General features: G+C 64.7%; 23 protein-coding genes. 6 read left to right on the forward strand and 17 right to left on the reverse strand.

Annotated elements, in window-relative coordinates; all coding sequences use genetic code 11:
• Positions 1 to 21: 21 nt before the first annotated feature.
• The 4 genes from IC234_RS19650 to IC234_RS19665 form a co-directional block, all read right to left on the reverse strand.
• Entirely contained in the window at positions 22 to 3,429 is a 3,408-nt protein-coding gene (locus IC234_RS19650) for an acetate and sugar kinases/Hsc70/actin family protein (protein ID WP_190928011.1), read from the reverse strand.
• 100 nt (positions 3,430 to 3,529) lie between these two features.
• A complete protein-coding gene (locus IC234_RS19655) occupies positions 3,530 to 5,011 on the reverse strand; it encodes a hypothetical protein (protein ID WP_190928014.1) in 1,482 nt (493 codons plus the stop codon).
• Positions 5,012 to 5,170: 159 nt separating this feature from the next.
• Positions 5,171 to 5,581 carry a hypothetical protein gene (locus IC234_RS19660; RefSeq protein ID WP_190928016.1) on the reverse strand — a complete coding sequence of 137 codons (411 nt, stop codon included), beginning with the start codon at positions 5,579 to 5,581 and terminating at the stop codon, positions 5,171 to 5,173.
• A 15-nt stretch (positions 5,582 to 5,596) separates the two neighbouring features.
• Entirely contained in the window at positions 5,597 to 6,895 is a 1,299-nt protein-coding gene (locus tag IC234_RS19665; protein WP_190928018.1) for a hypothetical protein, read from the reverse strand.
• Between the two features lie 326 nt (positions 6,896 to 7,221).
• Between IC234_RS19665 and IC234_RS19670 the strand changes: the two genes are divergently transcribed.
• From IC234_RS19670 to IC234_RS19680, 3 genes are all read left to right on the forward strand, one after another.
• Complete coding sequence (locus tag IC234_RS19670) at positions 7,222 to 7,635, forward strand: hypothetical protein (RefSeq protein WP_190928020.1); 414 nt, start codon at positions 7,222 to 7,224, stop codon at positions 7,633 to 7,635.
• 174 nt (positions 7,636 to 7,809) lie between these two features.
• A complete protein-coding gene (locus IC234_RS19675; RefSeq protein WP_190928022.1) occupies positions 7,810 to 8,826 on the forward strand; it encodes an NAD(P)/FAD-dependent oxidoreductase in 1,017 nt (338 codons plus the stop codon).
• 116 nt (positions 8,827 to 8,942) lie between these two features.
• On the forward strand, positions 8,943 to 9,269 hold the full coding sequence (locus IC234_RS19680) for a 2Fe-2S iron-sulfur cluster-binding protein (protein WP_190928025.1): 327 nt from the start codon (positions 8,943 to 8,945) through the stop codon (positions 9,267 to 9,269).
• A 178-nt stretch (positions 9,270 to 9,447) separates the two neighbouring features.
• Here the strand turns inward: IC234_RS19680 and IC234_RS19685 are convergent, their stop codons facing one another.
• From IC234_RS19685 to IC234_RS19700, 4 genes are all read right to left on the reverse strand, one after another.
• Positions 9,448 to 9,702, reverse strand: a complete 255-nt coding sequence (locus IC234_RS19685; protein WP_190928026.1) for an anti-sigma factor family protein — start codon at positions 9,700 to 9,702, stop codon at positions 9,448 to 9,450.
• Between the two features lie 9 nt (positions 9,703 to 9,711).
• A complete protein-coding gene (locus IC234_RS19690) occupies positions 9,712 to 10,290 on the reverse strand; it encodes a sigma-70 family RNA polymerase sigma factor (RefSeq protein ID WP_190928029.1) in 579 nt (192 codons plus the stop codon).
• Between the two features lie 85 nt (positions 10,291 to 10,375).
• The gene (locus IC234_RS19695) at positions 10,376 to 11,134 is read right to left on the reverse strand and encodes a DUF1223 domain-containing protein (RefSeq protein WP_190928031.1); all 759 of its coding nucleotides are present in this window, start codon (positions 11,132 to 11,134) and stop codon (positions 10,376 to 10,378) included.
• 180 nt (positions 11,135 to 11,314) lie between these two features.
• Positions 11,315 to 12,247: a DUF4440 domain-containing protein gene (locus IC234_RS19700; RefSeq protein ID WP_190928033.1), complete on the reverse strand. Its 933-nt coding sequence runs from the start codon at positions 12,245 to 12,247 to the stop codon at positions 11,315 to 11,317.
• Positions 12,248 to 12,408: 161 nt separating this feature from the next.
• On the opposite strand from IC234_RS19700, the gene IC234_RS19705 reads away from it, so the two are divergent.
• Positions 12,409 to 12,912, forward strand: a complete 504-nt coding sequence (locus IC234_RS19705; protein WP_190928035.1) for a KdsC family phosphatase — start codon at positions 12,409 to 12,411, stop codon at positions 12,910 to 12,912.
• A 54-nt stretch (positions 12,913 to 12,966) separates the two neighbouring features.
• Here IC234_RS19705 and IC234_RS19710 read toward each other — a convergent pair whose 3' ends face one another.
• On the reverse strand, positions 12,967 to 13,617 hold the full coding sequence (locus tag IC234_RS19710) for a LuxR C-terminal-related transcriptional regulator (protein WP_190928037.1): 651 nt from the start codon (positions 13,615 to 13,617) through the stop codon (positions 12,967 to 12,969).
• A gap of 254 nt (positions 13,618 to 13,871) precedes the next feature.
• Here IC234_RS19710 and IC234_RS19715 point away from each other — a divergent pair, with 254 nt between their 5' ends.
• Positions 13,872 to 14,537, forward strand: coding sequence for a response regulator (locus IC234_RS19715; protein ID WP_190928039.1), 666 nt, complete (start codon positions 13,872 to 13,874; stop codon positions 14,535 to 14,537).
• Between the two features lie 59 nt (positions 14,538 to 14,596).
• Here IC234_RS19715 and IC234_RS19720 read toward each other — a convergent pair whose 3' ends face one another.
• A complete protein-coding gene (locus IC234_RS19720) occupies positions 14,597 to 15,358 on the reverse strand; it encodes a DUF1345 domain-containing protein (RefSeq protein WP_190928041.1) in 762 nt (253 codons plus the stop codon).
• Positions 15,359 to 15,440: 82 nt separating this feature from the next.
• Here IC234_RS19720 and IC234_RS19725 point away from each other — a divergent pair, with 82 nt between their 5' ends.
• Positions 15,441 to 16,931 carry a nicotinate phosphoribosyltransferase gene (locus IC234_RS19725; RefSeq protein WP_190928042.1) on the forward strand — a complete coding sequence of 497 codons (1,491 nt, stop codon included), beginning with the start codon at positions 15,441 to 15,443 and terminating at the stop codon, positions 16,929 to 16,931.
• A gap of 35 nt (positions 16,932 to 16,966) precedes the next feature.
• Here IC234_RS19725 and IC234_RS19730 read toward each other — a convergent pair whose 3' ends face one another.
• The 7 genes from IC234_RS19730 to IC234_RS19760 form a co-directional block, all read right to left on the reverse strand.
• Positions 16,967 to 17,446, reverse strand: coding sequence for a hypothetical protein (locus tag IC234_RS19730; protein ID WP_190928045.1), 480 nt, complete (start codon positions 17,444 to 17,446; stop codon positions 16,967 to 16,969).
• Positions 17,447 to 17,569: 123 nt separating this feature from the next.
• Positions 17,570 to 18,667, reverse strand: coding sequence for an AIR synthase-related protein (locus IC234_RS19735; protein WP_190928047.1), 1,098 nt, complete (start codon positions 18,665 to 18,667; stop codon positions 17,570 to 17,572).
• A 145-nt stretch (positions 18,668 to 18,812) separates the two neighbouring features.
• On the reverse strand, positions 18,813 to 20,309 hold the full coding sequence (gene purF, locus IC234_RS19740) for an amidophosphoribosyltransferase (RefSeq protein ID WP_190928049.1): 1,497 nt from the start codon (positions 20,307 to 20,309) through the stop codon (positions 18,813 to 18,815).
• Positions 20,310 to 20,321: 12 nt separating this feature from the next.
• On the reverse strand, positions 20,322 to 20,990 hold the full coding sequence (gene purN, locus IC234_RS19745; protein ID WP_190928051.1) for a phosphoribosylglycinamide formyltransferase: 669 nt from the start codon (positions 20,988 to 20,990) through the stop codon (positions 20,322 to 20,324).
• A 23-nt stretch (positions 20,991 to 21,013) separates the two neighbouring features.
• Positions 21,014 to 22,306, reverse strand: coding sequence for a phosphoribosylamine--glycine ligase (gene purD, locus IC234_RS19750; protein ID WP_190928054.1), 1,293 nt, complete (start codon positions 22,304 to 22,306; stop codon positions 21,014 to 21,016).
• An 18-nt stretch (positions 22,307 to 22,324) separates the two neighbouring features.
• Complete coding sequence (locus tag IC234_RS19755; protein ID WP_190928056.1) at positions 22,325 to 22,708, reverse strand: nuclear transport factor 2 family protein; 384 nt, start codon at positions 22,706 to 22,708, stop codon at positions 22,325 to 22,327.
• 15 nt (positions 22,709 to 22,723) lie between these two features.
• Complete coding sequence (locus tag IC234_RS19760; RefSeq protein ID WP_190928058.1) at positions 22,724 to 24,130, reverse strand: phosphoribosylaminoimidazolesuccinocarboxamide synthase; 1,407 nt, start codon at positions 24,128 to 24,130, stop codon at positions 22,724 to 22,726.
• Between the last annotated feature and the right edge of the window lie 41 nt (positions 24,131 to 24,171).

A 24,171-nucleotide genomic window follows, 5' to 3' on the forward strand; every position in this document is an offset into this window, starting at 1 on the left:
AGCGCCCACCGCCGTACGGGGCTAGTTGAGCGGCTGCGCGTCATGAAGCACCTTGGATAGCTCATACAGGGCGTTTTTGAACGGCAGGAAGAACAGGGTTTCGGGAATGGTGTCGCCGTCGCGCAGCACGTCGGCGTACTGCTGGCGGTAGAGGTTGAAGGAGTCGCCGAGGCTGCGCTCCAGCGTGCTCATTACCAGGCCCTGGTCGTTTTTCACGCCCAGGTCGGCCTGCACGCGCTTCAGTTCGGGGTCTTCGAGCAGCAGCTTGAGGCAGGCGCGGGCGTTGCTCAGCACGGCCTGCTTGATTTCGTCGGTCACGCCGGCGGCTTCGAGGTGGTGCTCGCCTTTGTCAGCTAGCGGGTTCTCGGGGTCGGGGGCAATGCCCACGGGGCGCACCAGCGGCGGGTCCTGCGGAATCTGGCCGGTGGCGAGCACGCCGCCGTTGGCGGTGGTTTGCTTGGGGTCGTCGGCCAGCTTGATGCGGAAATCGGCCGGCACGGTCTGGCCGGTGGCTTTTTCCATGATGAGACGGGCCAGCTTCTCCACCGGTTGCAGGTTGGCCCCGGCGGCCAGCAGGCGCACGTAGAGGCTGCCGCGCCCCGTGAAGCACAGGTAGCGCGGCAGCTGCTGGCCGTTGGCCACCGTCACCTGCGCCACGTGGTAAATGAGGGCGCCGAAGTGCAGGTAGAACAGCACCCGCAGGTGCTCGGCCCGCAGCAGCCGCTCGCTGAAACCCAGCAGTTGGTCGTAGTTGAACAGGAAGCTGGCCACGTCCTCGGAGCCGAAATTATCGGTTCCTTCGGCCACCAGCACGTATTCGCGGGCCCGGCGGGCGGCGGGCGAAAGCACCGCGCTCTGCACGCCGGCCACGCCGAAACGCACGAGGCCGTTGTCCTTCGAGCCGCGCACCTCCGCCCCGCCGTCGCCCCACAGGTCATTGCCGGCGAAGCGGAATGAGGTGCTCAGCACCGGCTTGCGGTCAGCGTAGAGCAGCACGTCGGTGGTGCCGCCGCCGATGTCGATGAAAGCGGCGTTTTCGCCCGGCCCCAGCGTCACGATGTTGCGGCGCGTGAGGTAGTAGTACGGCGCCGTCGACTCGACCATGCAGGGCATGGACGCGGTGGTGTGGAACACCTGATGGAACAGCGTGTCCCACTCGCGCTGGTACAGGTTGCGCTGGTAGGTGCTGAAGCTCAGCGGGGCAAACCAGGTGATTTGCGTGGCCGCGAGGTTACCGCCGTTCAGGGCCACTTTGGCACGGCACAGCAGCAAGATTTCCTTGAAAAACGCCCGAACGCGGTTGGTGTTGGCGATGTTCAGCGAATTGTCCCACTTCAAATTGGTGTGGTAGTTCGGCCGGCGCTGCTCCTCGGTGATGATGCCAAAGGCCACGTTGATGTTGCCGAGCACGCTCAGCTCCTGGGTGGCGTAGTTGGCCGCCTCATACGTCGCGGTGCGGGCCGGAAAGGCGTAGGGCGAATTGTCGGCCCCGATAATCGGGGGCACAAATTCGCGCTCCTGGTACTGCTGCCAGCGCTTGATTTGCACGAAGTTGGCCGGGTCGTCGTCGATGCCACGGTAGAGGCGCTCGTAGGCAGTGCGGTCGGGCTCGGCGGTGCTCTTTTTCAGCAGGGCCACCGGCGTATCAGTCAGGCCGAAGCTGAACGGCTTGGGCTCCTGGCCGGGGCTGTCCTGCATGGCCACGTGCGTGTTCGTGGTGCCAAAGTCGATGGCAAAACGGTACTCCTTGGTCCCCTGGCGCACTTCGGGCCAGCGCGGGATGATGAGCGCGCGGCCCTCGGCCGGGGCCGGGTTCAGCACTTCGAGGTAGTCGAAATGGGTGCCGCGCACCTCGTAGTAGGTGCTGCCTTCGTCCTGGCCGGTTTTGGGGGTGCGCTCGTAGCGGGTGGCGCTTTGGTCGGTGCCGGTTTCGCTGAGCTGGTGGCCGTTGGCCCAGAATTTCAGGTCAACTTTCTTGGTCACCATGCTGGGGTCGATGTTGTTGGCATCCACCAGCATGACTTTGTAGAAGTCGTTGTATTGCGGCGCGTCGGCCACTTTCACGAAGGGGAAAATGGACAGCGCCACGTTGGTCACCAGCAGGCGGCCGATGTTGTCGCCCTGCGGGTTGGGGTAGTAGGCGCGCTCGTAGTCCACGTAGTCGCCGCCGCTTACCGGCACGCGCAGGCGCACCCGCACGCTGGCCGGGTCCATTTCCACCGTCAGGTGCTCGGCCAAATCCTGGGCCGTGAAATAGTCGAAATACGCGGGCTTGAGCGGCAGCAGCGGCCAGTTGCTGGGCTTAAAGCCCGGCGCAATTTTCAGGTTGCCGGAAAAAAAGCGCGCGTCATCCACCTCATAAGGCACCGTGAGCAGCGTTTCCTCCAGCAGGTCGTTCACCGTGAGGTAGGGGTACGGCAGTTCCGGACCGGGCAGGGTGCGCTCCTTCAGCGGGCGGGCGTCGGCGGCGGGCACAATGGCGCCGCTGTCGGCAAACATGGTTTCGTTGAAATAGCGCTTGCCCACGGCCTTCAGGCCGGGCCGTAGCACGATGGGCAGCGGCCCCGCCACGCCCGGCCGGCTGGGCCGGATGAACAGGTCGGAATTGCGCACCGTGCCCTCGTCGGGGCGCACGCGCAGCAGCACGCCGGCCACGTCAATCTGGTTGTTCGACGCGTCCGTCAGCACCGGGAAGTTGCTCAGGTTGGCGCTGCCGTCCATGGCCCACTTCTGCAGCAGGCTGCGGTCGAGGGTATCGCGCACCAGCGGGGCCAGCGAGGTCAGGGCCGGGTCGCCGGTGAAAAGCTGGTACACGTAGTCGCGGAAAGCGGCTTCGCGGGCTTCCAGCGGCACGTAGGTGCTATCGAAATAGTAGCCGCCGCCCTGGGGCCGCTGCACCGGTAGCGGGCGCACGTTGGGCGCCGGGAAAAACAGCGTGAGCGGCGAAGTGCCGCCAATGAGCTGCGGCACGCCGTTCGGGCCGGGGAAATAAATCAGGTGCAGCTCGGTCAGCTTGGCAAAGCGGCCATCGAGGTACAAGCTCAGCACGTCGGCCAGCGGCCGGGTAGCAGGGTTCTGGCGCAGCTTGGCCAGCTCCTCGTCCTTGCGCCAGGCCCGGATTTGCAGGCGCTGGCTGGCCAGCTTGCGCTGGTGGAAGTTGAACACCATCTCCCACACGTCCCAGAAATGGCTCACCAGCTGGTGGTACACCGAGTCGTGGGCAGCCCCGCCTTGGGTCACAAACCGCAGGGCGGTTTCGACCAAGTGCATGCGGGCAAAGGGCGAGGGAATCGAAACGGCCACCTTGGCCGCGCGGCCGCCCTGCGGGTCGCGCAGGCGCTCCACTTCGTGGGGGCCAATTTTTCCAGTCGGGCCCCAGCCCTCGTGGGTGCTGGAACCGGTATCGTGCAAACGCAGGATTTTAGCCATTAATCAGTTTGTTGTCAGTTGCTAGTTGTCCGTTGTCAGTCGTTAGTATCCCGGCTGTCGTTAATAACTGACAACGGACAACTAGCAACTGACAACTGGATTAAGAGTATTGCAGCTTCTTGTCCAGAATCTCGCCCGTGGCTTCTTCAAAAGCCTTCACTATCCAGCGCAGGGCCTCGTTTTCGGTGGGGTTTTTCAGCGTGGCTTTGCCCACGGCTTTGGTCAGCTCGTCGCGGAAATAGCCCGGCGTGATGCCTTTGCTGAAAATGCCGGTTTCCACCGTCTTGTCGGCCACCATTTTGTTGAAATCCATTTCCTCGGCCCGAATGGCGGTGTAGCGGCGCTGGTTCACGCCCAGCTCCCGAATCCACTCGTTGTACTCGCCGAAGAAGTCGTACAGCTCGCGCAGGGCGCGGTTGTTCCGCAGCTGCGCCGAGAGGTCGCCGGCTTCGTAGTAGGGTGCTTTTTCGTCTTCGGGCGTGTGCTTGAGGAAGTAGCGGGCGAAATAGTGCAGCTGAATGAGCGGGCGGGCCACTTCCTGGCGCAGGTCGCTGGGCAGCTGGGCAAAGTCCACGTCGGTGGTGTCCGATTTCAGGCCGTACTCGTGGAACAGCGGCTGGTTGCCGTCGAGCTGATTGTCGGGCACTTCCATGAAGTGCTGCACCGACAGGGCGCCCAGCATTTCCAGCAGGTGGGCCTGGTTGCGCTGCTCGGCGCGGCCGGGGTGGTTGGCCAGCGGCTGGCCGGGCTGGTCGCCGAGGTAGTACATGGCTTCCAGCCCTTTCAGGTTGTCGGCGTAGTACGACAGGGCCGTTTTCGTCTTCGTGATGAAGGTGTTGGAGTCGATGAAATCCTGCCCGGCCGCCTTTTCGTCGGCCGACGGCTCCTGCAGCTTGAAGTAGGGCAGCATCACCAGCGCGCCGGCTTTGAGGCGGCGGCGCACTTCGGGGTGGGCCAGCGGCGAGTTGGCGTCGCGCAGGTTTTTCACCAGCAGCGGGAAGCCGGCCGCGCCGGTGCCCCCAAAAATCGAGCTGATGAAAAACGCCCGGTCGCCGTCTTGCAGGCTCTGGGCGAGGTAGCGCATTTCCTTGGATTGCACCACCGCATTCAGCACCACCGAGCCCACGTTGGGCGAGCCGCGGAAGCCCACGTCGAGGTTGGCCGCGAGGCTGTCCTGCGTAAACAGCAAATCGACCAGGCCCTGCGTTTCCACCGAGAGGTCGTTGTACTTCAAATAGTCGCGGAAGGGCTGGCTGATGCCACCAAAGTCGTACACAAACGAGTCGCGCAGCTCCTCGCCGCCGCCGCTGGTGTTCAGGTGGGCCAGCGTGTTCATGGGCTGGCTGAAGAAGCCGGTTTTTTCTTTTTGGCCGTCGCTGTACAGGGCCTCGTGAATGCGGGCGTAGCGCTTGAGCAGGGCCACGGTGCGCGTCACGTCGCCGTTTTGGGTGTCGGGGTCGATGAGGACGGGCACCACCTGGTCGCAGTTCGGGATGCGCACGCCCGAGGCCAGCAGCATGGTGAGGGAGCGCAGCACGCGGGCCCCGGTGCCGCCCACGGCGAAGATGAATAGTTTGGACATTGTTTTCTAGCGGATTGAAAGAGCTGTCATTTTAACGCCTGTCATCCTGAGCACCGCGAAGGACCTTCTCAGGCTAGAACAGTTCGCGGTAATTTCAAAACATCCAGACGTGAAAAGGTCCTTCGCGGTGCTCAGGATGACAGGCGTTAACAGAAAAAACTAAAACGGCCCCACAAAGGGCGTGGTGCGCGCGTAGGTGCTCCACCGCTTCAGCAGCACCGAGAAAAGGAAGAACCACAGCGCGGCCACTATCATGTTGACCACCATAAAATAGCCGAGGTAGCTGCTGGGCTCGGCGCCGTGGCTTTTGCTGAGGGAGTTGGCCAGCAGCACGCCCAGGCCGGCGGCCAGCGCCAGGGTCAGCACCCAGTGCGTGGTGCGAAACATGCCCGTGCGCAGGGCCGAGTTGAACACGTAGTAATACGCCAGCACCAACAGCAGGGCCACGCCCAACGTACTCCAGCCCACGAGCGAGAAAATATCGGTTTTGTAGAGGCCGTAGTCGGCCGGGCGCTGGCTTTGGAAGATGGAAATCAGGGCCGAGTACAGGCTGGTGAAGAAGGTTTGCATGAAAAGGATGGCGGGTTATTTATCGTTTTTGAGCGGAAGCTGCACCGTGAATACGGGCGGCAAGGGCGTGGGGTACGACTGCCGGACGCCCGTCAGGATTTGGTCGAGGCCAAACGTGCGCGGGGCGGGCGTATTGTCGTTGGCGGTGCTCCAGGCACTCACCCAATCCGGCGTTTCCGGAGCGGGCAGGGCCAGGCTGAGCGTGGCGGTGGGAGCCGCCAGCTTGGTCACGCGCAGGCGCAGCGCGTGGGTGTAGGGCGCCAGCACCGGCTGCCCGCTTTGCTGCTCTTCGGTGAGCGTCCGCACCGAGTTGGGCACCACCGCGGCCTGGCCGTTGGGTAGGCGCACCTGCAGATGTTGGGCCAAAAACGCCGGTTGCTGCCACGCGGCGGGCAATTCTTTCAGGTTCAGCCCCACCGTAAATTCGGCCGGGTCGTCCGACACTTTCATGGTCAGGCCGTTATCCTCGGCGTACACGCTGCCGCTGGGCTTCAGTTTGGGGTCGGTCAGTTTCACCAGCACGGGCGCGAAAGCCGGCGTGCTCGTCTTCAGCCCGAAGAAAGCCTGCTGGGCCGGCGCGTTCTTGAATACTTCGGCCGAGTAGCGCGCCACCAGCGCGGGCGGCCCAATTACCCACACGTAGTACGGCACCTTTTCGCCGTTGAGCGTGCGCTTCGGCACCGGTGTTTTCACGGCCGGGAAGTAGCTGCCGTAGAAGCGCGAGGTTTCGCCAAACACGGCCACGGCCAGCTGCTTCTGGCTCACGGGCGCGATGGACGTGCGAATGAGGTTGGGCAGCTGCGAAAACGCCGACCGGTCCTCGGGCCCGTAGATGAAGTCGGAAATCACGACGCTCACCTCCTGCGCCGCCTGCGGCCGGGCCAAGATGCCTTCCAGCATTTGCGGCAGCTCGGTACCCAGGGCGGCCTGGGCCACGTTGCCCTGCACCAGGTTGCGCAGCTCCGAGAAAGGCACGGCTTTGGGCGCCGCGTTTTCGCAGAGGTAGTACTTGCGGTTGGCCACGGCGCCGTTCACCTGCGTTTCGGTGATGAGGGCGCCGATGCGCTGCTGAAACTCCGTGGCCGGCTTGTCGGCGCCGCCGCGGGGCACAAAGCCCTTCATGCCGCCTGAGTATTCCAAAAAGACGCTCACGTTCAGCGGCGCCGTTTCGGCCTCGGTGGGCGTGGTTGCGGGCTTGGCCCCTTTGGTGGGCTTGGCGGCAGGGGTTTCGGCGGGCTCGGAGCCGCCGCAGTTGGCCAGCAGGGCAGTTCCCAGCAGCACCCCGGCCAGCCGGAAGCCACGAAAAAAACGCAAAGCCAGGGGCTTCGCGGAAACAGATGTCGGCATAGGGTAAGCGCTAGGCAAGGATTTGGGGCGAAGTATAGGCATTACGCAGCGAAATGCCCCGCGGCCGAAAACCAGTGCCGCGCTAAACGCAGGAGCCTCGGCGGTATTGCCCCTCCCCTTTCACCGGCCGCTCGCCAAAGGGTTCGGCTTGGGTTACCTCATCCATACCTATTTTGGGTCTTGATTTGGGGTCCTTGTCCCAAGGCCGTGCTTGTTTATTGCACCTTTCTTTTAAACTTTAGTAACATTGTGCAAAGAATGGCCGGAAATGGTTGTTTGGTTTGTGTTGTCTAATGCGCATAATTGCTTTCCGTCCCGAGTATCAACTCACCGTCGACTCCGCCCAGAACCGAATTTTCTACCAGAACTTTGGTCAGATGCGTGCCGCCACTTCCCTTCCTCACTACCGCGACGATTGGGAGGCGGCGCTGGCCGAAGTCAGCCCGGGCTTCGTCATTCTCAGCGACATGCAGGTGGTGAATGAGCACGGCGTGAGCTTGCTCGCCGAGTTTCAGGCCGTGGAACAACTCATTGTGCAGCGCGGCGTGACACTGGTGGCCGAGGTGCATGTGCCCGGCCTGCCCACCCGCCATTACACCGACGCCGTGACCACCAGCCAGGCGATGCCCGTGGAGTATTTCCTCGACATCTGGGATGCTACGCAGTTCCTCGACGAGCTGCAGCTGCGCACCGGCACGGCCGCCTGACGCCACCGCATTTTGGGGTTTTCGGGGCTTTGGGCCAACGAATTAGGCGGGCGCGCTGTTATAACCCGGGCCCGCGTTGGCGGCCCCGGCCGGTGGCCGTACCTTTGCCCAACGGCTTCCTACGTTGTAGCCGCTTCAAACCCGACGCCCGGTTAAAGGCACTTTATTTCCCTTATGCCCAACTCCATTTCCACTGACATCTGCATCATCGGGGCCGGCCCGGTGGGCCTGTTTGCCGTGTTCGAAGCCGGCCTGCTCAAGCTCCGCTGCCATGTGGTGGACGCCCTGCCCCAGCCCGGCGGCCAGCTCTCCGAAATCTATCCGAAGAAGCCGATTTACGACATTCCGGGCTTCCCCGAAATCCTGGCCGGCGACCTCGTGGACAACCTGATGAAGCAGATTGAGCCCTTCCACCCCACCTTCACGCTGGGCGAACGGGTCGAACAATTCAAGAAGCTCGACGACGGCTCGTTCCAGCTTTACACCACCGACGGTACCGAAATTCACTGCAAGGCCGTGGCCATTGCCGGCGGCCTGGGCTCCTTCGAGCCGCGCAAGCCCGCCGTGGAGAACCTGGAGCAGTTTGAAGGCGGCCGCGGCGTGCACTACATGGTGCGCGACCCCGAGCATTTCCGCGACAAGAAAATTGTCATCGCCGGCGGCGGCGACTCGGCCCTCGACTGGACCAACTTCCTCGCCAACGTGGCTTCCGACGTGACGCTGGTGCACCGCGGCACCACCTTCCGCGGCGCCGCCGACTCGGCCGAAAAAGTGAAGACGCTGGCCGAGGCCGGCAAAATCAAGCTCGTGCTCAGCTCCAACGTGACGCACCTGCACGGCAACGGCATGCTGAAGGAAGTAACCATCACCGGCAACGACGGCCAGGCCGAGACCGTACCGCTCGACTGCTTCATTCCGCTGTTCGGCCTCACGCCCAAGCTCGGCCCCATCGGCGAGTGGGGCCTGGAGATTGAGAACGACGCCGTGAAGGTGGACACCCTGGACTACAGCACCTCGCTGCCCGGTGTGTTTGCCATCGGCGACATCAACACCTACCCCGGCAAGCTCAAGCTCATTTTGTGCGGTTTCCACGAGGCTGCGCTCATGTGCCAGGGTGCTTTCAAATACATTTTTCCCGACAAAAAGTACACGCTGAAGTATACCACCGTGAACGGTGCGCCCAGCATGTAATAAGGGTAAGAGGGTATGGGGGTAGGAGGGTAGGAGTTAGTAGCTCCTTTCTCCCTCCTACCCTCCTACCCTCCTACCCTCCTACCCTCCTACCCTCCTACCCTCCTACCCTAAATATGGAAGAAGATATCCGCATCTACGTTGAAGAAGCCCCCGGCCAGCGCCGCGAAATCACGGCGCCCACCGACATGGGCCTGAGCCTGATGGAGCTGCTCAAAGCCAGCGGCTACGACATCATGGCCACCTGTGGCGGCATGGCCCTCTGCGCCACCTGCCACGTGGAAGTGCTGGCCGGCCCCGCCTTGCCCGAGCCCGAAGACGCCGAGCTCGACATGCTCGAAACCCTGCCCGTGGTGCACCTGGGCTCGCGCCTGAGCTGCCAGATTCGCCTCACGCCCCGCACCGACGGCCTAGTGGTGCGCCTGGCCCCGACGGGCGCCTAAACGGGCTTTGCCCGGGAGCCGCCGTCATGGCGTACGCCACGGGGTAATCCATCCGGCGCGCAGCGACCAATCGAATAACGTGAAAAGCCCCGACACTACGCAGTGTCGGGGCTTTTTGCGATTAAAGGTTTGAGCCTTGCAGGGCGTGCGGCTCCGCGGCTGTGGCCATGACGGACGGCTACCCGGTCGCGCGCAAACGCTGGCGCATGCGCTCCTTCGCGGCCTCCGACAGCGTGGCGGCAGAATGGGCGCGGCTGGCAGCCGCAGCGCGGGCCCATTCCGCAATGAGCACCGTTTGCTTGGCGTAGCGGTTGCAGTAGGGACAGTAGCGCAGGTGCAGCCACAGGCTGGCGCGCTGCTCTTTCGGGAGCGCACCGTCGGCGCGCTTTTCGAGCAGCAGCGTGGCGTGTTGGCAGGTAATGAGTCGTAGCATAATCAGTTCTTACTTCTTGCCGAGGCCGTGTTTTTCGAGGCAGCGGCGCAGCTGCAGCTTGGCGCGGTGCACGATGACCCAGTAGTTGGCCGAACTCAGGCCGAGCTCCTGACAAATTTCTTCGGCCGATAATTCCTCCACAAACCGCATGGCAAACACGGCGCCTTGCTGCGGCGACAGGCGCTCCTGGCAGCGCTGCAGGATTTCGTGCAGCTCCTGCTGCTCCAGGGCCGCGTCGGCATTGAGCCAGCTGGCCGGCGCTTGCGGACCCGTCCAGTGGCCGTTTTCAGGTGTAAAGAAGTCGGCTTCGGCGGCGCCGTTTTCGCTTAGGTCGTCGAGGCTTACCTGGGTGGCGCGCGCCTGCCGCCGGTAGTGGTCGATGATTTTGCGGCGCAGGATGACGAACAGCCAGGTGCGCTCGGAGGCTTCGGCCCGAAACGTGGTCAGGCCGTCGAGGGCGCTCAGGAACGTTTCCTGCACCAGTTCTTCGGCCACATCGGCGTCGCTCACGCGGCTGAGGGCGAAGCGGTACAGCTCGTCGCCAAAACGGTCGGGCCAAAGCGCCGGAACGGGGGTGGCTGGGGTCATGCAGGCTAAAGGGCACAAGTTGCGCTACAAGATTACGCCAGCGACTGGATTGGTGGGGCTATAGGCACGGCCAGCGCGTTTCGCATCAGTCCTGCAGGGCGGCCGAGGCGGCACCCACTACGTGCCGCGAGGCCGTTTCTTGCACCAGAACTACGGCCCGTAGGTTGGCGCGCTTCCAGTCGGGCGCCAGCGGCAGTTCGGCGGTAGCGGCAAAGGTGCCATCGGCGCGCACGCGGCCCAGCGGCAGCAGCCGGCGCACCACCGAGGCGTGGTGCAACAGACGGCCCGAGTTTTCGCCCCGCCCCACCTGCGACGCCAAGCCCTTCTCCGTGATGGCCAGCAGTACCTCGGCCGCAGGGGTGCCGGCGGGCAGGCTGCGCACCTCTACCCGGGCCTGGCTGCCGCTCACGGCCACGCTCAGCGCGGCCTGCGGCGCACGGGCGGCCTTGGCCACGGTGGCGGCCAACTCGCCGGTGCGGCTGCCCACAAACTCGTAGCGGCCGGCCACCACCGCCTGGGGCGTGTAGGAGCCCGTGCCGAAGCCGCGGGCGTACTGCCGCTGGCGCTCGGTGTAGGCCGGCGCAGAAAACCCGTCCTTCCAGCCCAGCCGATTCCAGTAGTCCACGTGCTCGCCGAGGGCGATGACCTCGACGCCGGGTACCGTCTGGGCGTTTTCCAGCTCGCGCAGGGCCGCGTCGGCGCTGGGGCAGCTGGAGCAGCCTTCGGACGTGAACAGCTCCACCACCACCGGCACCCGGCCCGGCGCTTCTGGTGCAGGGGCGGCCGAGGCCAGCGCCAGCACAATGCCGCCGAGGGGCAGCGCAAGCAGCGTGTAGTTCTTCATGGTCTGGAAATTATGAAAGTAAGGAACAGGGCCCAACGAAATCGGCGCCGTGCCGGGCTAGACGCACCGGTTTGCCGAGCCTTACGCGCCCGTTCCCCGCGGCCCGGCGGGGGCTTCCCAAAAGATACAAAAAAACCCTCGCTGCTGGTGCAACGAGGGTTTTTACATGCAAGCTTTTATTTACTGAGCCCGCTTTGATGGGCCGGCGCTGCCGCTCACGTTTTCGGGCGCCGGCGTGGGCACGGCGGCGGCGTCTACCGGGGGATTGGTCAGGTTGAACACTTCCAGCACCAGGCGCCAGCCGGCCACGGCCTCGCGGCGCCAAATGCGCAGGTAGCTGCCGTTTTCTTCGGGGTGCTTGGCCGTGGCGAAGCGGCGCAACGTGCCCACCACGTAGCCCAGGTCGCCGGCCGCGGCCAGGTAGCCGGTGGTGGGGGCAAACGCGTAGCCGGAGTCGAGGTTTTTCATGTTGGCCACGGCCGCGGCGCCCTGCATCATCGACAGGCCCGGGCGGTAGAGGCGGGCTTCGGCGCTGAGGTATTGCTGGTAAGTGGCGCCGGGCTTCGACAGCTCGGCTTCGGCAAAGCGGCGGTCTACGTCGAGCACCACGCTGGAGGGGGCCATGCTGGGCGTGGCCACGGCCACCTGCAGGCGCGGCTGCGGCACGGTGGCCGCCTTGGCCGGTGCGCTGCCGATGCGCTCGATGCCCATGTCGACGGCAAATTTCCAGGTGCCGTCGGGCTGCTTGCGCCACACGGTCACGTATTCGCCGCTGGTCTGGGGCCGGCCGTCTTTCAGCATGTTCCAGGGGCCGGTGGTGTAGCCCACGTCGCCCGACTGGGCCACGTCGGCCAGCACGGGGTACCACAGCAGGCGGATATTGGCCTGGGCCGGGCGGGCCTGCCACACCTCCTGGGCGTTGGCCAGGCGGCCGTTTTCGGCCACCAGGGCGGTGGGGGCGCTATTGGCCAAAAAAGCGGCCCGGGTGCCGGCCTGCGCGGCCTGCGCGGCAAAAGCGTTTTCGGCGGCAATCACGGCATCGCGGTGCTGCGCCAGGCACTGAAACGGTAGCAGGCTGCCCGTCAGGGCCACGATAGTCAAGTAATTCTTCATATGATACAAGCCGGATAAGTTAACTACAGCTAAGATAGGCACTGCGGGATAATCCCAATTCGTGGGCGGCGCTGGTTTGCGGTTCTGTGCCGTTCTTGCGCTCACATTGCGCCTGGCCTGCGCTTTTGGGCCGTTTCTCTTTCTTGCTTTTTCTTGTTTTTATGAAACTAGCCGACCTCACTGCCCGTGCCCGCCGTGTGCGCCTGGTGCTCACCGATTGCGACGGCGTACTCACCGACGGGGGCGTGTATTATTCCGAGCGCGGCGAGGAAATGAAGCGCTTCAACATCCGCGACGGCATGGGCGTGGAACGCCTGCGCCACCACGGCATTGCCACGGGCATCGTCACGGGCGAGGTGTCGCCGTCGGTGCGCACGCGGGCGGCCAAGCTGCGCATCGAAGAGCTGCATCTGGGCATCAAGGACAAGCCCGCCTGCCTGCGCGAAATCATGGCCCGCACCGGGCTGGCGGCCGACGAGATTGCCTTCATCGGCGACGACACCAACGACCTCGAGATTCTGGGCATGGTGGGCTTTTCGGCCTGCCCCGGCGATGCCACGTCGTTTGCCCGCGCGGCGGCCGATTTTCATTGCCAAGCCGCCGGCGGCCACGGCTGCTTCCGCGAGCTGGCCGAGTTCATCATCGCCGCGCAGAGCAATGGGTAAAGTGGTAAATGAGTAAAGTGCCGTGGTTTGCTCACTTACTCATTCACCTCCTTGCTATTCCGGCAGCAGGCCCTGGATGGCGGCCAGCCGGATGAGGGCGGCCGTATTGCGGGTCTGGGTCTTTTCCATGATGTTTTGGCGGTGGGTTTCGACGGTGCGCTTGCTGGTGAAAAGCTTGATGGCAATTTCGGCGTTGGTGAAACCTTCGGCCACCAGGCTCAGCACCTCCATTTCGCGCTTGCTCAGGCCCAGGGCCAGGCGGGCGGCGTCGCCGTCGGTGGGCGTGCCGGCGTGGAGACGGCTGAGCAGCGCCAGCCCAATGGCCGAGCACAGGAAGGGCCGGCCGGCGGCCACGGCGGCCAGGCCGTGGGCCAGCTCCGGCAGCAGCGCGTTCTTGAGCACGTAGCCGTGGCTGCCGAGGTCGAAGGCCCGGGCCACGTATTGCTCGTTGGTGAGCTCGCCGCGGGCCAGCACGCGCAGCTGCGGGTATTGGCCGCGCAGGGCCGGCAGCAAGGCAAAGGCGTCGGGGCCGGGCAGGCTCAGGTCGAGCAGCACCACGGTGGGCGCGGCGGTGGCCAGCAAGGCCAATAGCTCATCGCCGTGGCCGGCTTCGCCCACTATTTCGATGCCCTTGGTCCCCACCAATCCCGAGCGCAGTGCCGCGCGCGCAGGAGCGTGGCCATCGGTGAGAAGCAAGCGAATCATAGAAATAAAGCGGGGAACCGTAGCAAGCCGTTGGCAGAACCGGCCACTGAAAAATTGGTTTTTAGCAACCCGAAAATACTGGGTGCGCGAAGCTGAACCCCAAATAAGGCAACAAAAGCCGTATTAATCCCTTAAAAAAGCAGGGTGTGAGGCGCCGAAATGGTACAAATACGGAGCCCGTTCTTCCGTATACGCTTGTGGGCCCAACTTTGCTGCCCAATGCCCGTTTCGACACTGCTAACCTCTTCCCTGCTATGACCCGCATCCTGCTAGCTGACGACCACACCATTCTGCGCGACGGCATTCGGGCGTTACTTTCTGCCGACGCCGACCTCGACGTGGTGGGCGAAGCCGGCAACGGCGCCGAGGTGCTGGCCATGCTCGAAACCACGCCCGCCGACGTGGTGCTGATGGACGTGCAAATGCCCGTCATGGACGGTTTTGCCACCATGCCGGAGCTGCGCCGCCGCTTCCCGGAGGTACACGTGCTGGTGCTCACCATGCTCGACCACGAAAACTACGTGGCCCGCATGCTGGAAGCCGGAGCCCTGGGCTACGTGCTGAAGAACGCGGCCATCAGCGAAATCACCTACGCCATTCGCACGGTGGCGGCCGGGAATCCGTTTTTGTGCACCGAAATCGGCCTGAACATGCTCTACAAAGCCGTGGCCAATTCCACGGGCGTGGGCAGCGCCTCCTCCGACGACGGCGCCGCCCACGCCGGCGCCGACCTCACGGCCCGCGAGCTGGAAGTGCTCAAGCTCATCGCCGAAGGCCTCACCAACGGCGAAATCGCCGACAAGCTCTTCACCAGCAAGCGCACCATCGAAACCCACCGCCAGAACATCATCGCCAAAACCCAGGCCAAGAACACCGCCGCCCTCATCAAGCTGGCCGTGAGCCGGGGGCTGATTTCTTAATAATGAATGGTTATTGATTAATGGTGGGTACTGCGTTACTAGACATTCATCACTAATCACTAATTCAACAGGCCGCCCACGGTGCCGATGGTGAGGGCCACGATGACGGTATTGAACAGAAACGACACGCAGCCGTGCAGCAGCGCCACGCCGCGCAGCTCGCGGCTGGCAATGGCGATGTCGGCGGTCTGGGCCGTCATGCCGATGACGAAGGAGAAGTAGGCGAAGTCGATGTAGTTGGGCTTGAGCTTGGGCCGGGTGGCGTCGCCCTGGTCGTCGGGGAACACGAGGCCGCCCACGTCGCGGCCGGTTTCTTCGTCCTGGTCGTAATACGTGTGGGCGTAGCGCAGCGTGAACACCACGTGCACCAGCAGCCAGGCCAGCACCACGGCGGCTACGCTGAGCGTCACGTGCAGCGTGCTCACGTGGGGCGGCAGCTTGTCGAGCGAATGCAGCAGGCCCACCACCGCGCCCAGGCTGGCCAAGGCCGCCACCAGCACCAGCACAAAGCCCAAGGTGCGGGGCAGGTCTTCGGTGCCGGCCACGCAGCGAATGTCTTCGGTATCGGCCTCCCACATGCCCAGCAGCACCTGCACCAAATCGGCCGCCCCAAACCCGACCCAGCCCATGACGGTGCGGGCCAGCGGACCGATTTCGGCCGCCGGTATCCACGGGGCCAGGGCGTAGGGCAGCAGCCAGGCCGCCAGCCCGCCCACCAGCAGCGCCAGCCCCAGCCGCCAGCGCACGTCGAGCGAGCGGACCAGTTCGGGGGACGTTTTCTCGGGCGTGGGGACGGGGGCAGCGGCGCGTTTCTTGCTCATGGGGCCGCCAAGGTAGGGCCGCGCGGGCCGTTGCTCCCAGCCCCAAAAAGCAAAAAGTCCGGCCCCGCTGTTACTTCGCGGTATGAACACAGCCCCCCTTTCCGGCCTCTACGCGCCCTCGCTCGCCCTCGTCACCGACTTGTACCAGCTCACCATGGCCTATGGCTACTGGCAGCAGGGCATGCAAGACCGCGAGGCCGTGTTTCACCTCTACTTTCGCAAGGCCCCCTTCCAGGGCGGCTACGCGGTGGCGGCGGGCCTGGCCCTGGCCGTGGACTGGGTGGAAAACCTGCGTTTCTCCGAAGACGACCTGGCTTACCTGGGCAGCCTGCGCGGCAGCAAAGGCGCGGCCATGTTTCCGGCCGACTTTCTGGACTACCTGCGCCAGCTGAAGTTCACTTGCGACATCGACGCCGTGGCCGAAGGCACCGTGGTGTTTGGCAACGAGCCGCTGGTGCGCGTGCGCGGGCCGCTGCTGCAAGCCCAGCTGCTCGAAACGGCCCTGCTCACGCTCATCAATTTCCAGACCCTGATTGCCACCAAGGCCGCCCGCATCCGCGAGGCCGCCGGGCCCGCCGACCAGGTGCTTGAGTTTGGCCTGCGCCGCGCCCAGGGCTTCGACGGCGGCCTGGGCGCCAGCCGGGCGGCCTACCTGGGCGGCGCCGATGCCACCAGCAACGTGCTGGCCGGGCAGCGCTACGGCATTCCGGTGAAGGGCACGCACGCCCACAGCTGGGTGCAGGCCTTCGGCGACGAAACGCAGGCGTTTTCGGCCTACGCGCAGGCATTTCCGGACGACTCGGTGTTTCTGGTGGATACCTACGACACGATTGAGGGCGTGCGCCGGGCCATTTCGGTGGCGCGCGACATGCGGGCGCAGGGGCACGAGCTGGCCGGCATCCGGCTCGATTCGGGCGACTTGGCCTATCTCAGCCGCGAGGCCCGCGCGGTGCTCGACGAGGCCGGCTTTACGGAAACGCGCATCGTGGCCAGCAACGACTTGGAGGAAAACCTCATCACCAGCCTCAAGCAGCAGGGGGCCCGCATCGACACCTGGGGCGTGGGCACCCAGCTGGTGACGGCCTACAACCAGGCCGCGCTGGGCGGCGTGTACAAGCTGGCCGCCCTGCGCAAGGCCGACGACTCGGGCTGGGATTTCACCATCAAGCTCTCGGAGCAGGTGGCCAAAACCAGCATTCCGGGCATTTTGCAGGTGCGCCGTTACCTCAACGAGTACGGCAAGCCCCGCGCCGACATGCTCTACAACACCGCCCAGCCCCTCCCCGACCAGCTCATCCTCATCGACCCGGCCGACCTCACACGCCGCCTGGCCATCAAGCCCGAAACCAAGTTCAAGGAGCTATTGGAGCCGGTGTTCCGCCAGGGCAAACGGGTGCTGGAGCTGCCCACGCTGGCCGAAAGCCGTGCCCACGCCCAGCGCGAGGTGCAAAGCCTCGACCCCAGCATCCGCCGCTTCCTCAACCCCCACATTTTTCCGGTGGGCCTCGAAAAAACGCTCTGCGAGTACCGCACAGAGCTGATTCTGGAGAAAAAGCCGGTACGCGGAGCGTAGCCACGGCGCGCGCGCGCTGACAAGGCGCTGCCGGTTTAGTCGAGTTCCAGCCAGGCCTCTTCTTGGGGCGCCGCACGCTCTGGCTGGGTGCGCGGCGCCGGCCGGTGGCCCGGCACAAAGCTGAGCAGCGCAATGACCAACGTGAAGAAGATGGCCAGCACGGTGACGAACTGATGGGACACCACGCGGTTTTTGGAGAAGATGAGCATGACGACCAGCACGAGGAGCAGGCCGTCGGAAGCCCAGACCAGGAGGCCGTCGCCGGACCAGTGCATCAGGCGGAACACCACGGTCAGAATGCCCAGCGTGAGGGTGGCCACCATGACGTAATTGAGCACGTCGGAGGTGCCGGCTTCGGCATTGGCGCGGGCCGTGAAGCCCAGCACCGAACCCAGCAAGGCCCCAAAGCCGGACAGCAACAGCGCATCGGCGCCGGCCCACCAATTGAGCTTGAAATACACGCCCACCAAGCCACATACCAGCGCCGCGCCGTTGAGGAGTCGTTTCCTATTCATGCAGAAGAGATGCCGTTTAGCACAAATAACGGCAAACCGCGCCCCGCATTACTCAAACAACACTATATAATTGCCCCGGCCTGCCCCGGCAGCGAGGCAGGCCGGGGCTGTCAGGTGCCGCGCCTAAGCGTAGCGCAGCTCCCCGGCCTGCACGCGCAGCGTCACGCCGCGCTCAGCCGTGAGGTGGCCGGCCACTTGCGCCACGTAGCCATTTTCCTGCAGCGAGGCCACCACGGCGGCGGCACTGGCTTGCTCGGTCACGAGCAGCATGCCGGTGCCCATGTTCCAGTAGAGGTAGGCCGTTTCGGTGTCAATGGCGCCAATTTCGCAGAGGCGCTGCATGGCGGGCAGCGGAGCAAAAAGATTATCCAGCACCGCGCCCAGGCCGTTTTTGAGCACGCGCTGGAAGTTGTCGGCCACGCCGCCGCCGGTGATGTGGGCGGCGCCGTGCAGCGGCAGGCCGGCATCGAGCAGGGCCGCCACGCCGGGCGAATAAATGAGCGAAGGGGCCAGCATGGCCTCGCCCCAGGTGGCGTACTGGTCGGCGTCGGTGCCGTCGTAGGGCGCTTCGTGCCAGTTGTCGCCGAAGAGGCGCGTGAGCGTTTTGCGGGCCAGCGAGTAGCCGTTGGAGCGGAACGAGGGCGACTGCAAAGCCACCACGGCCATGCCGGCCTGGGCCGTGTGCCCGCTCAGGGGCCGCGCCAGGCGGGGGTGCAGGCTGCCGATGGCCGTGGAGCACCAGTTGAAGTTCATTTTCGCGCCCGGCCAGCCGCCGATGCGGTTACCGAGCTCCGCAATTTCGCCGCCGGTGATGGCGATTTGGGCGAAGTTGCAGGCGTCGTGCAGGCCGCGCATCATCTGGTCCACCACGTCGTAGTCGAGGTGGTTCACGTCGATGATGTTGGAAAGGTTGGTGGGCACGAAGCCGGCCACGATGAGGTCGTCGGCGGTCATGGCCACCAGGTCGAAGCCCAGGGTGTCGTAGCGGCCGGTGCGCTCGGCCACTTCAATCTTGGTCCCGATGCCGTCGGAGCTGATGCCGAGGCGGGCGTTGCCGAAGCGAATTTCGTTGGCAAAGCCGCCGTCGAGGTCCTGGGCGGCTTCGCCGGGCTTGCCGGCGCGGTTGGCGAAAGTTTTTTTGGCCCAGCCGTAGGCGTTGCGGGAAGCGGCGTTGCCTTCTTCGATGGAGTAGCCGGCGGGGTTGTTGGTGGTGTCGTTCATGCGGTTCGCCTCACCCCCCGGCCCCTCTCCGAAGGGAGAGGGGGAGCCGAGGCGGCGCAGGAGTTTTGGTAAGCTTGATTAACTGGATTTCTTCGTCTGGCGCCCCCTCTCCCTGAGGAGCGGAGGCCGGGGGGTGAGGCGCCCGTTAATGTTCTGTGGGCGCCGGCGCTTTCGCGCTCACCGACTGGCCTTTTTTACTGTTGCGGTGGCTGGCGCGCTCCTCCTGAATGTGGCGCAGGTAGTGCGTCACGTCGCCGGTGGGGTACTTGCCCGAGAAGCAGGCGAAGCAGCTGCCGCCGTGGCCTTTTTCTTCGGCAAACAGCTCCTCCAAATCCGCCAAATCCTGGTAAATCACCTTGTCGGCCTCGATGTAGCGGCAGATTTCGTCCTCCGTGTAGTTGGCCGCAATGAGCTCGGTGCTCATGGCCATGTCGATGCCGTAGATGCAGGGCGACACAATGGGCGGGGCGCTGGAAATAAAATACACCTCGGTGGCTCCGGCGTCGCGCAGCAGCCGCACAATGCGGCGCGACGTGGTGCCGCGCACGATGCTGTCGTCGACCACGGCCACTTTTTTGCCTTCCACAAACTCGCGGATGGGGTTCAGCTTTTTCTTCACCACGTCCTCGCGCCCGGCCTGGGTGGCCACGATGAAGGAGCGGCCCATGTGGTTGTTTTTCACCAGGGCGCGGCGGTAGGGCACGCCGATGGCCTCGGCCAGCCCGGAGGCGGCGAAATAGCCGGAGCTGGGCACGTCAATCACCATGTCGGGCCGCAGGCCGGCGTCGGCCACTTTGCGGGCCAGGCGCTTGCCGAGGCGCACCCGCTCGCGGGCCACCAGGCGGCCGTGAATGGTGGAATCTTCGCGGGCGAAATAAATCTGCTCGAAAGCGCAAAACGCCTTGGGCAGGGCGTAGGGGTTTTTGAAGTGAACCTGGAAGTTGTTGTCGATGAACACGGCCTGCCCCGGGCCCACGTTTTTAATGAATTCGAAACCCAGGAAATCGAAGCAGGTGCTTTCCGACGCAAAGGCGTACACGGGCCCGGCGGCGGTGTCGCGCCGGCCCAGCACCAGCGGCCGGATGCCCAGCGGGTCGGTGAAGGCCAGCAGGCCGTGGCCGGCAATGAGCGTAATGGTGGCGTAGGCGCCCTTCACCAGCTCCTGGGTGGTTTCCACGGCGTCGAAAATGTCGACCACGGAGAGGTGGTCCAGGTCTTTCACGCGCAGCTCCGAGGCGAAGGTGTACATGATGAGTTCCAGGTCGTTGGTGGTTTTGGGCAGCACGTGGTACTGGTCGTGCAGGCGCTTGGCCACCTCGCGAAAGTTGATGACGTTGCCGTTGTGCACCATGGCCAGCCCGAAGGGGTAGCTGGTGGTGAAGGGCTGGGCCAGGTTCGAGTCGTTGGCGCCCTGCGTGGTGTAGCGCACGTGGCCGATGCCGCTATTGCCCTTGAGCTTCTTCACGTGCTTTTTCTTGAACACGTCGTTCACCAGCCCCTGCCCCTTGTGCAGGTGGAAAGCCATGCCGTCGAAGGTGGCAATGCCGGCCGCATCCTGCCCGCGGTGCTGCAGGGCGGTGAGGCCCACCACCATGTCGGCCACTACATCATCGGGACCGTGAAAACCTACTATTCCGCACATATCAAAGGGGGGTTATTTCTGGTCAATTAAGCCGTATTGCTTGCTGGTAATGAGCCACGCCAGCGTTCGGGCGTACAGTTCGTGTTCCACCGCCAGGCCGCGGCGCTCCACCTCGGCCAGGGTATCGGCCCCGCGCAAATCCACGGTTTGCTGGGCGAGGATGGGGCCGGTATCGAGCCCTTCGTCAACCAGGTGCACGGTGATTTTGGTTTCGGGCAGCTGGTTCTCAAACGCCCATTCGTAGGCGTGCAGGCCCTGGTGCTGGTGGGTGTCGGCGGGGTGAATGTTGAGAATGCGGCCCGCGAAGGGCTGAATGAAGGCCGGCGACAGAATGCGCATGTAGCCCGCCAGCACCACCACATCGGGCCGGTACTGCTGCAGCAGCGCCGCCGCGTCGGCATCGAATGCTTCGCGCTTGCGGCCCTGGCTGGGCAGCGAGGCCACCGGGCAGCCCTGCTCGGCGGCAAAGGCCAGGCCGGGCGCATCGGGCTTGTTGCTGAAGACCACCACCACTTCGGCCAGGTCTTTCAGCACGCCGGTTTTGGTGGCTGCCACCAGCGCCAGCATGTTGGAGCCGCGGCCCGACAGCAGGATGGCCAGGCGGACCTTCCTCCCCCCCGCCCCCTCGCCAAACGAAAGGGCCGACTGCTTGAATTGCTCAAAAGAGGCGAGGAGCTTCATCAGTTTCAGTTGGGCTTCTGGTCTCAATTTACGGCGCTGGCGGTTAGCACCGGCGCGGGGCGCTGGGCAATGTCGGGGCGGAAGTAGGCGCCTTCGAAGGTGACGCGGGCGCAGGCGTCGTAGGCGCGGGCGGTGGCTTCTTCCAGGTCGCGCCCGTGGGCGGTGAGCACGAGCACGCGGCCGCCGTTGGTCACCAGCTGGCCGGCATCATTGCGCCGGGTGGCGCCGTGGTAGGCGCGCACGTCGGCCGGCAGGTGGTCGAGGCCGGAGATGGGGAAGCCGGTGGGAAACGTCGGCGCCGGGTAGCCGCCCGAAGCCAGTACCACGCCCACAAACGCGCCCGGCCGCTGCCGCACGCCCTGCTGGGCCAGGCTGCCATCCAGCGTCGCCTCAATGAGCGTGAGCAGGCTGCTGTCCAGCGCGGGCAGCAGGACTTCGGCCTCGGGGTCGCCGAGGCGCACGTTGTATTCCAGCAGCTTGGGGCCGCTGGGCGTGAGCATGATGCCGAAATAGAGAAAGCCCCGGAATGCAAACTGCTCCCGTTGCAGCCCTCGTAGCGTGGGGTCCACAATGTCGCGCCGGACGGCGGCCAGCACGTTGTCGTCGGCGAAGGGCACGGGGCAGTAGGCACCCATGCCGCCGGTGTTGGGGCCCTGGTCGCCGGCCAGCAGCTGCTTGTGGTCTTGCGAAGTGGCCAGCAGGCGGATGGTGATGCCATCGGTGAGGCCGATGATGCTGATTTCGGGGCCGGTCAGCTTTTCTTCGAGCAGAAAAGAAAACCAGCCCGAATAGCTCGCTTGCAGGTCATCGAAAGCGGCCTCGGCTTCGGCCGGCGACGAGCACACGTATACGCCCTTGCCGGCGGCCAGGCCGTCGTACTTCACCACCACGTGCCCGCCCAGCTCGGCCGCTTTGGCGCGAGCGGCCGCAATGTTGTCGCTCCGAAACGGCCAGGCCTGCGCCGTGGCCACGCCGTGGCGGCGCATGAACTCCTTGCTCCACACCTTCGAGCTTTCCAGCCGCGCCGCCGAGCGGGTCGGGCCAAACACCCGGATGTCGGAACCGGCAAAGAAGTCGGCGATGCCGGCCGCCAACGGCGCTTCGGGGCCCACCACGATGAGCGTGGAGTCCTGGGCCTGGGCATAGGCCCGCACCGCTTCAAAATCGAGCGGGTTGAAGCCCAACTGGCTGTTCGGGATGCTGGCGTTGCCGGGCAGCACGTGCACCGTGGCCCCGTCGCGGGTCAGCTTTTCGGCCAGGGCGTGCTCGCGCGCGCCGGAGCCAAGGAGCAAAACGTTTTTTGAGGTGGTCAACATGGGGAAGCCTGTAGCGGCTTAGCTGATGTCTTGAATGGAAATAATCTGGCCGTGGGCAAAGCGGAAAACGGACTTGCCCTGCAAGCGCAGGGTGTCACCAGGCTTCAAGCCGTTCGGAAATGCAAGGGCCGCCACGCCGGTGTAGTCAATGGCCACTTCCACCTGGTCATCGGTCACCTGCCACTCGGTGGCCCGCTGTTCCCGCTGCGAGAAATACGGCAACGCCTGTTCGGCTTGTTGCCGGAAGCTCTCTTTGCCGGTGGTGGTGAGATTCACGGCGCCGTCGGCAATGTTCTGAAACACCACGTCGTCGTGCAGGGGCGCAAGCATGCCGTCCACATCAAAGCGGTTGTACGCTGCGATGTAGGCTTCAACCAGCTGCTTCTGTTCCGTGGCATTCATCAGGGGTGGGGTTGCTTACAGTGCCCGCAGCTCCTCGTCCGCTGCTTTCAGCCGGGCTTTGGTGGCATTGAGTTCTTGGCGCAGGCGCTCGCGCAGCCGGGGCAGGTTCAGGGCGCGCAGGGCGGCCTGGGCGGCGTTGTCGGGGCGCACCGCGGTGAGGCTGGGCGTGCCGCTGGGCACGAGGGCCAGCGAGCTCAGGCTCAGGGCCAGCTCGGCGTAGTCCTGGTAGGGCGGGCACGAAATCACGGGCACGTTCACGGTGGCCGCCAGGGCGCCGCCGAGGCCGGCCACGGCGAGGACGACGCCGGGCTCCAGGCTGTTGTTCCAGATTTCGGCCATGCCGGCAAGGGCTTCGCCGAAGTTAAGGGCCGAAGCCACGCGCAACTGGGTGAAGACGTCGTAGCCGTCGAACTGCCGGCGGAGTTGCTCGCAATGCTCCTTGTCGGCCGGCGAGTCCATCACAATGTTCACCCAGGCGTCCTTCATCAGGCCGGCCTGCACGAGGTTGGCCAGCATGCGGGCGCGGGCGTCCTGGCGGCCGGTGTGGGGGGCGTCGGGGCCGTGGGTGTCGGCCGTGGGCAGGGCCTCGCCGGTGATGCGCTGATAGATGTCGAGGTAGCGGCGGCTGGCTTCCTGCGCTACTTCCGGGGTGAGGGCGCGCGGGTACTGGCCGTCTTTTTTGTTGGCAATGAGCCACTGACGGACGTACTCCTTGTCCATTTGCTCGGCCGTTTCGGGGTTCTTGGCGTAGTCCTCTGCCGCCCAGAAGCGGGAGGAGTCCGGCGTGTGCATCTCGTCGATGAGAATCAGCTTGCCGTTCAGCAGGCCAAACTCGTACTTGGTATCGACCAGAATGATGCCCTTTTCGGCCAGCAGCTGCGAGCCCACGGCAAAGAGCATCTGGGCTTTCACGGCCATTTGGTCGTACAGCTCCTTCGTCACCCAGCCTTCGCTCACCAGGTTGTCGGGCGTGATTTCGCGGTCCGATTCCTCCTTCGTCGTCGGCGTCACGATGGCCTGCGGGAAGGGCTGGTGCTTGGTCATCCCATCGGGCACGGTCACGCCCGAAAACGTGCGCTGGCCGGCCTGGTAGCCGCGCCACATCGAGCCCGTCAGGTACTGGCGCACCACCATTTCCACCTTAATGGGCGCGGCCTCCTTCACCAGCATGGCGTTGGCGTCCACAAGTTTGATGACGTGGTTCGGAATGATGTGGGCCGTCTTTTCAAACCAGAAGTTGGCCAGGCCATTCAGCACGGCGCCTTTGTGCGGGATGGCCGTTTCGAGCACGCTGTCGAAGGCCGAGAGGCGGTCCGTCACGATGATGAGGCGGTCGCCACTGGGCGCGCGCAGGCTGTCGCGCACCTTGCCCCGGTGTAGCAATGGAAGTTGAGGAGTGGCGAAGTGGGTGAGGGTGTTCATTGAGCGACGTTTCTGCAGGGCTGGTTCTGGGCGAGAAAGGG

The sequence above is a fragment of the Hymenobacter armeniacus genome (assembly GCF_014699055.1).
Taxonomy (GTDB): Bacteria; Bacteroidota; Bacteroidia; order Cytophagales; family Hymenobacteraceae; genus Hymenobacter; species Hymenobacter armeniacus.

Coding starts and splice junctions, on each gene's coding strand:
- IC234_RS19735 (WP_190928047.1), bottom strand. CDS start 18,667: ATGAACGACACCACCAACAACCCCGCCGGCTACTCCATCGAAGAAGGC.
- IC234_RS19670 (WP_190928020.1), top strand. CDS start 7,222: ATGCGCATAATTGCTTTCCGTCCCGAGTATCAACTCACCGTCGACTCC.
- IC234_RS19725 (WP_190928042.1), top strand. CDS start 15,441: ATGAACACAGCCCCCCTTTCCGGCCTCTACGCGCCCTCGCTCGCCCTC.
- IC234_RS19680 (WP_190928025.1), top strand. CDS start 8,943: ATGGAAGAAGATATCCGCATCTACGTTGAAGAAGCCCCCGGCCAGCGC.
- IC234_RS19760 (WP_190928058.1), bottom strand. CDS start 24,130: ATGAACACCCTCACCCACTTCGCCACTCCTCAACTTCCATTGCTACAC.
- purF (WP_190928049.1), bottom strand. CDS start 20,309: ATGTGCGGAATAGTAGGTTTTCACGGTCCCGATGATGTAGTGGCCGAC.
- IC234_RS19690 (WP_190928029.1), bottom strand. CDS start 10,290: ATGACCCCAGCCACCCCCGTTCCGGCGCTTTGGCCCGACCGTTTTGGC.
- IC234_RS19715 (WP_190928039.1), top strand. CDS start 13,872: ATGACCCGCATCCTGCTAGCTGACGACCACACCATTCTGCGCGACGGC.
- IC234_RS19660 (WP_190928016.1), bottom strand. CDS start 5,581: ATGCAAACCTTCTTCACCAGCCTGTACTCGGCCCTGATTTCCATCTTC.
- IC234_RS19705 (WP_190928035.1), top strand. CDS start 12,409: ATGAAACTAGCCGACCTCACTGCCCGTGCCCGCCGTGTGCGCCTGGTG.
- IC234_RS19675 (WP_190928022.1), top strand. CDS start 7,810: ATGCCCAACTCCATTTCCACTGACATCTGCATCATCGGGGCCGGCCCG.
- IC234_RS19700 (WP_190928033.1), bottom strand. CDS start 12,247: ATGAAGAATTACTTGACTATCGTGGCCCTGACGGGCAGCCTGCTACCG.
- purD (WP_190928054.1), bottom strand. CDS start 22,306: ATGTTGACCACCTCAAAAAACGTTTTGCTCCTTGGCTCCGGCGCGCGC.
- IC234_RS19650 (WP_190928011.1), bottom strand. CDS start 3,429: ATGGCTAAAATCCTGCGTTTGCACGATACCGGTTCCAGCACCCACGAG.
- purN (WP_190928051.1), bottom strand. CDS start 20,990: ATGAAGCTCCTCGCCTCTTTTGAGCAATTCAAGCAGTCGGCCCTTTCG.
- IC234_RS19655 (WP_190928014.1), bottom strand. CDS start 5,011: ATGTCCAAACTATTCATCTTCGCCGTGGGCGGCACCGGGGCCCGCGTG.
- IC234_RS19695 (WP_190928031.1), bottom strand. CDS start 11,134: ATGAAGAACTACACGCTGCTTGCGCTGCCCCTCGGCGGCATTGTGCTG.
- IC234_RS19720 (WP_190928041.1), bottom strand. CDS start 15,358: ATGAGCAAGAAACGCGCCGCTGCCCCCGTCCCCACGCCCGAGAAAACG.
- IC234_RS19710 (WP_190928037.1), bottom strand. CDS start 13,617: ATGATTCGCTTGCTTCTCACCGATGGCCACGCTCCTGCGCGCGCGGCA.
- IC234_RS19730 (WP_190928045.1), bottom strand. CDS start 17,446: ATGAATAGGAAACGACTCCTCAACGGCGCGGCGCTGGTATGTGGCTTG.
- IC234_RS19685 (WP_190928026.1), bottom strand. CDS start 9,702: ATGCTACGACTCATTACCTGCCAACACGCCACGCTGCTGCTCGAAAAG.
- IC234_RS19755 (WP_190928056.1), bottom strand. CDS start 22,708: ATGAATGCCACGGAACAGAAGCAGCTGGTTGAAGCCTACATCGCAGCG.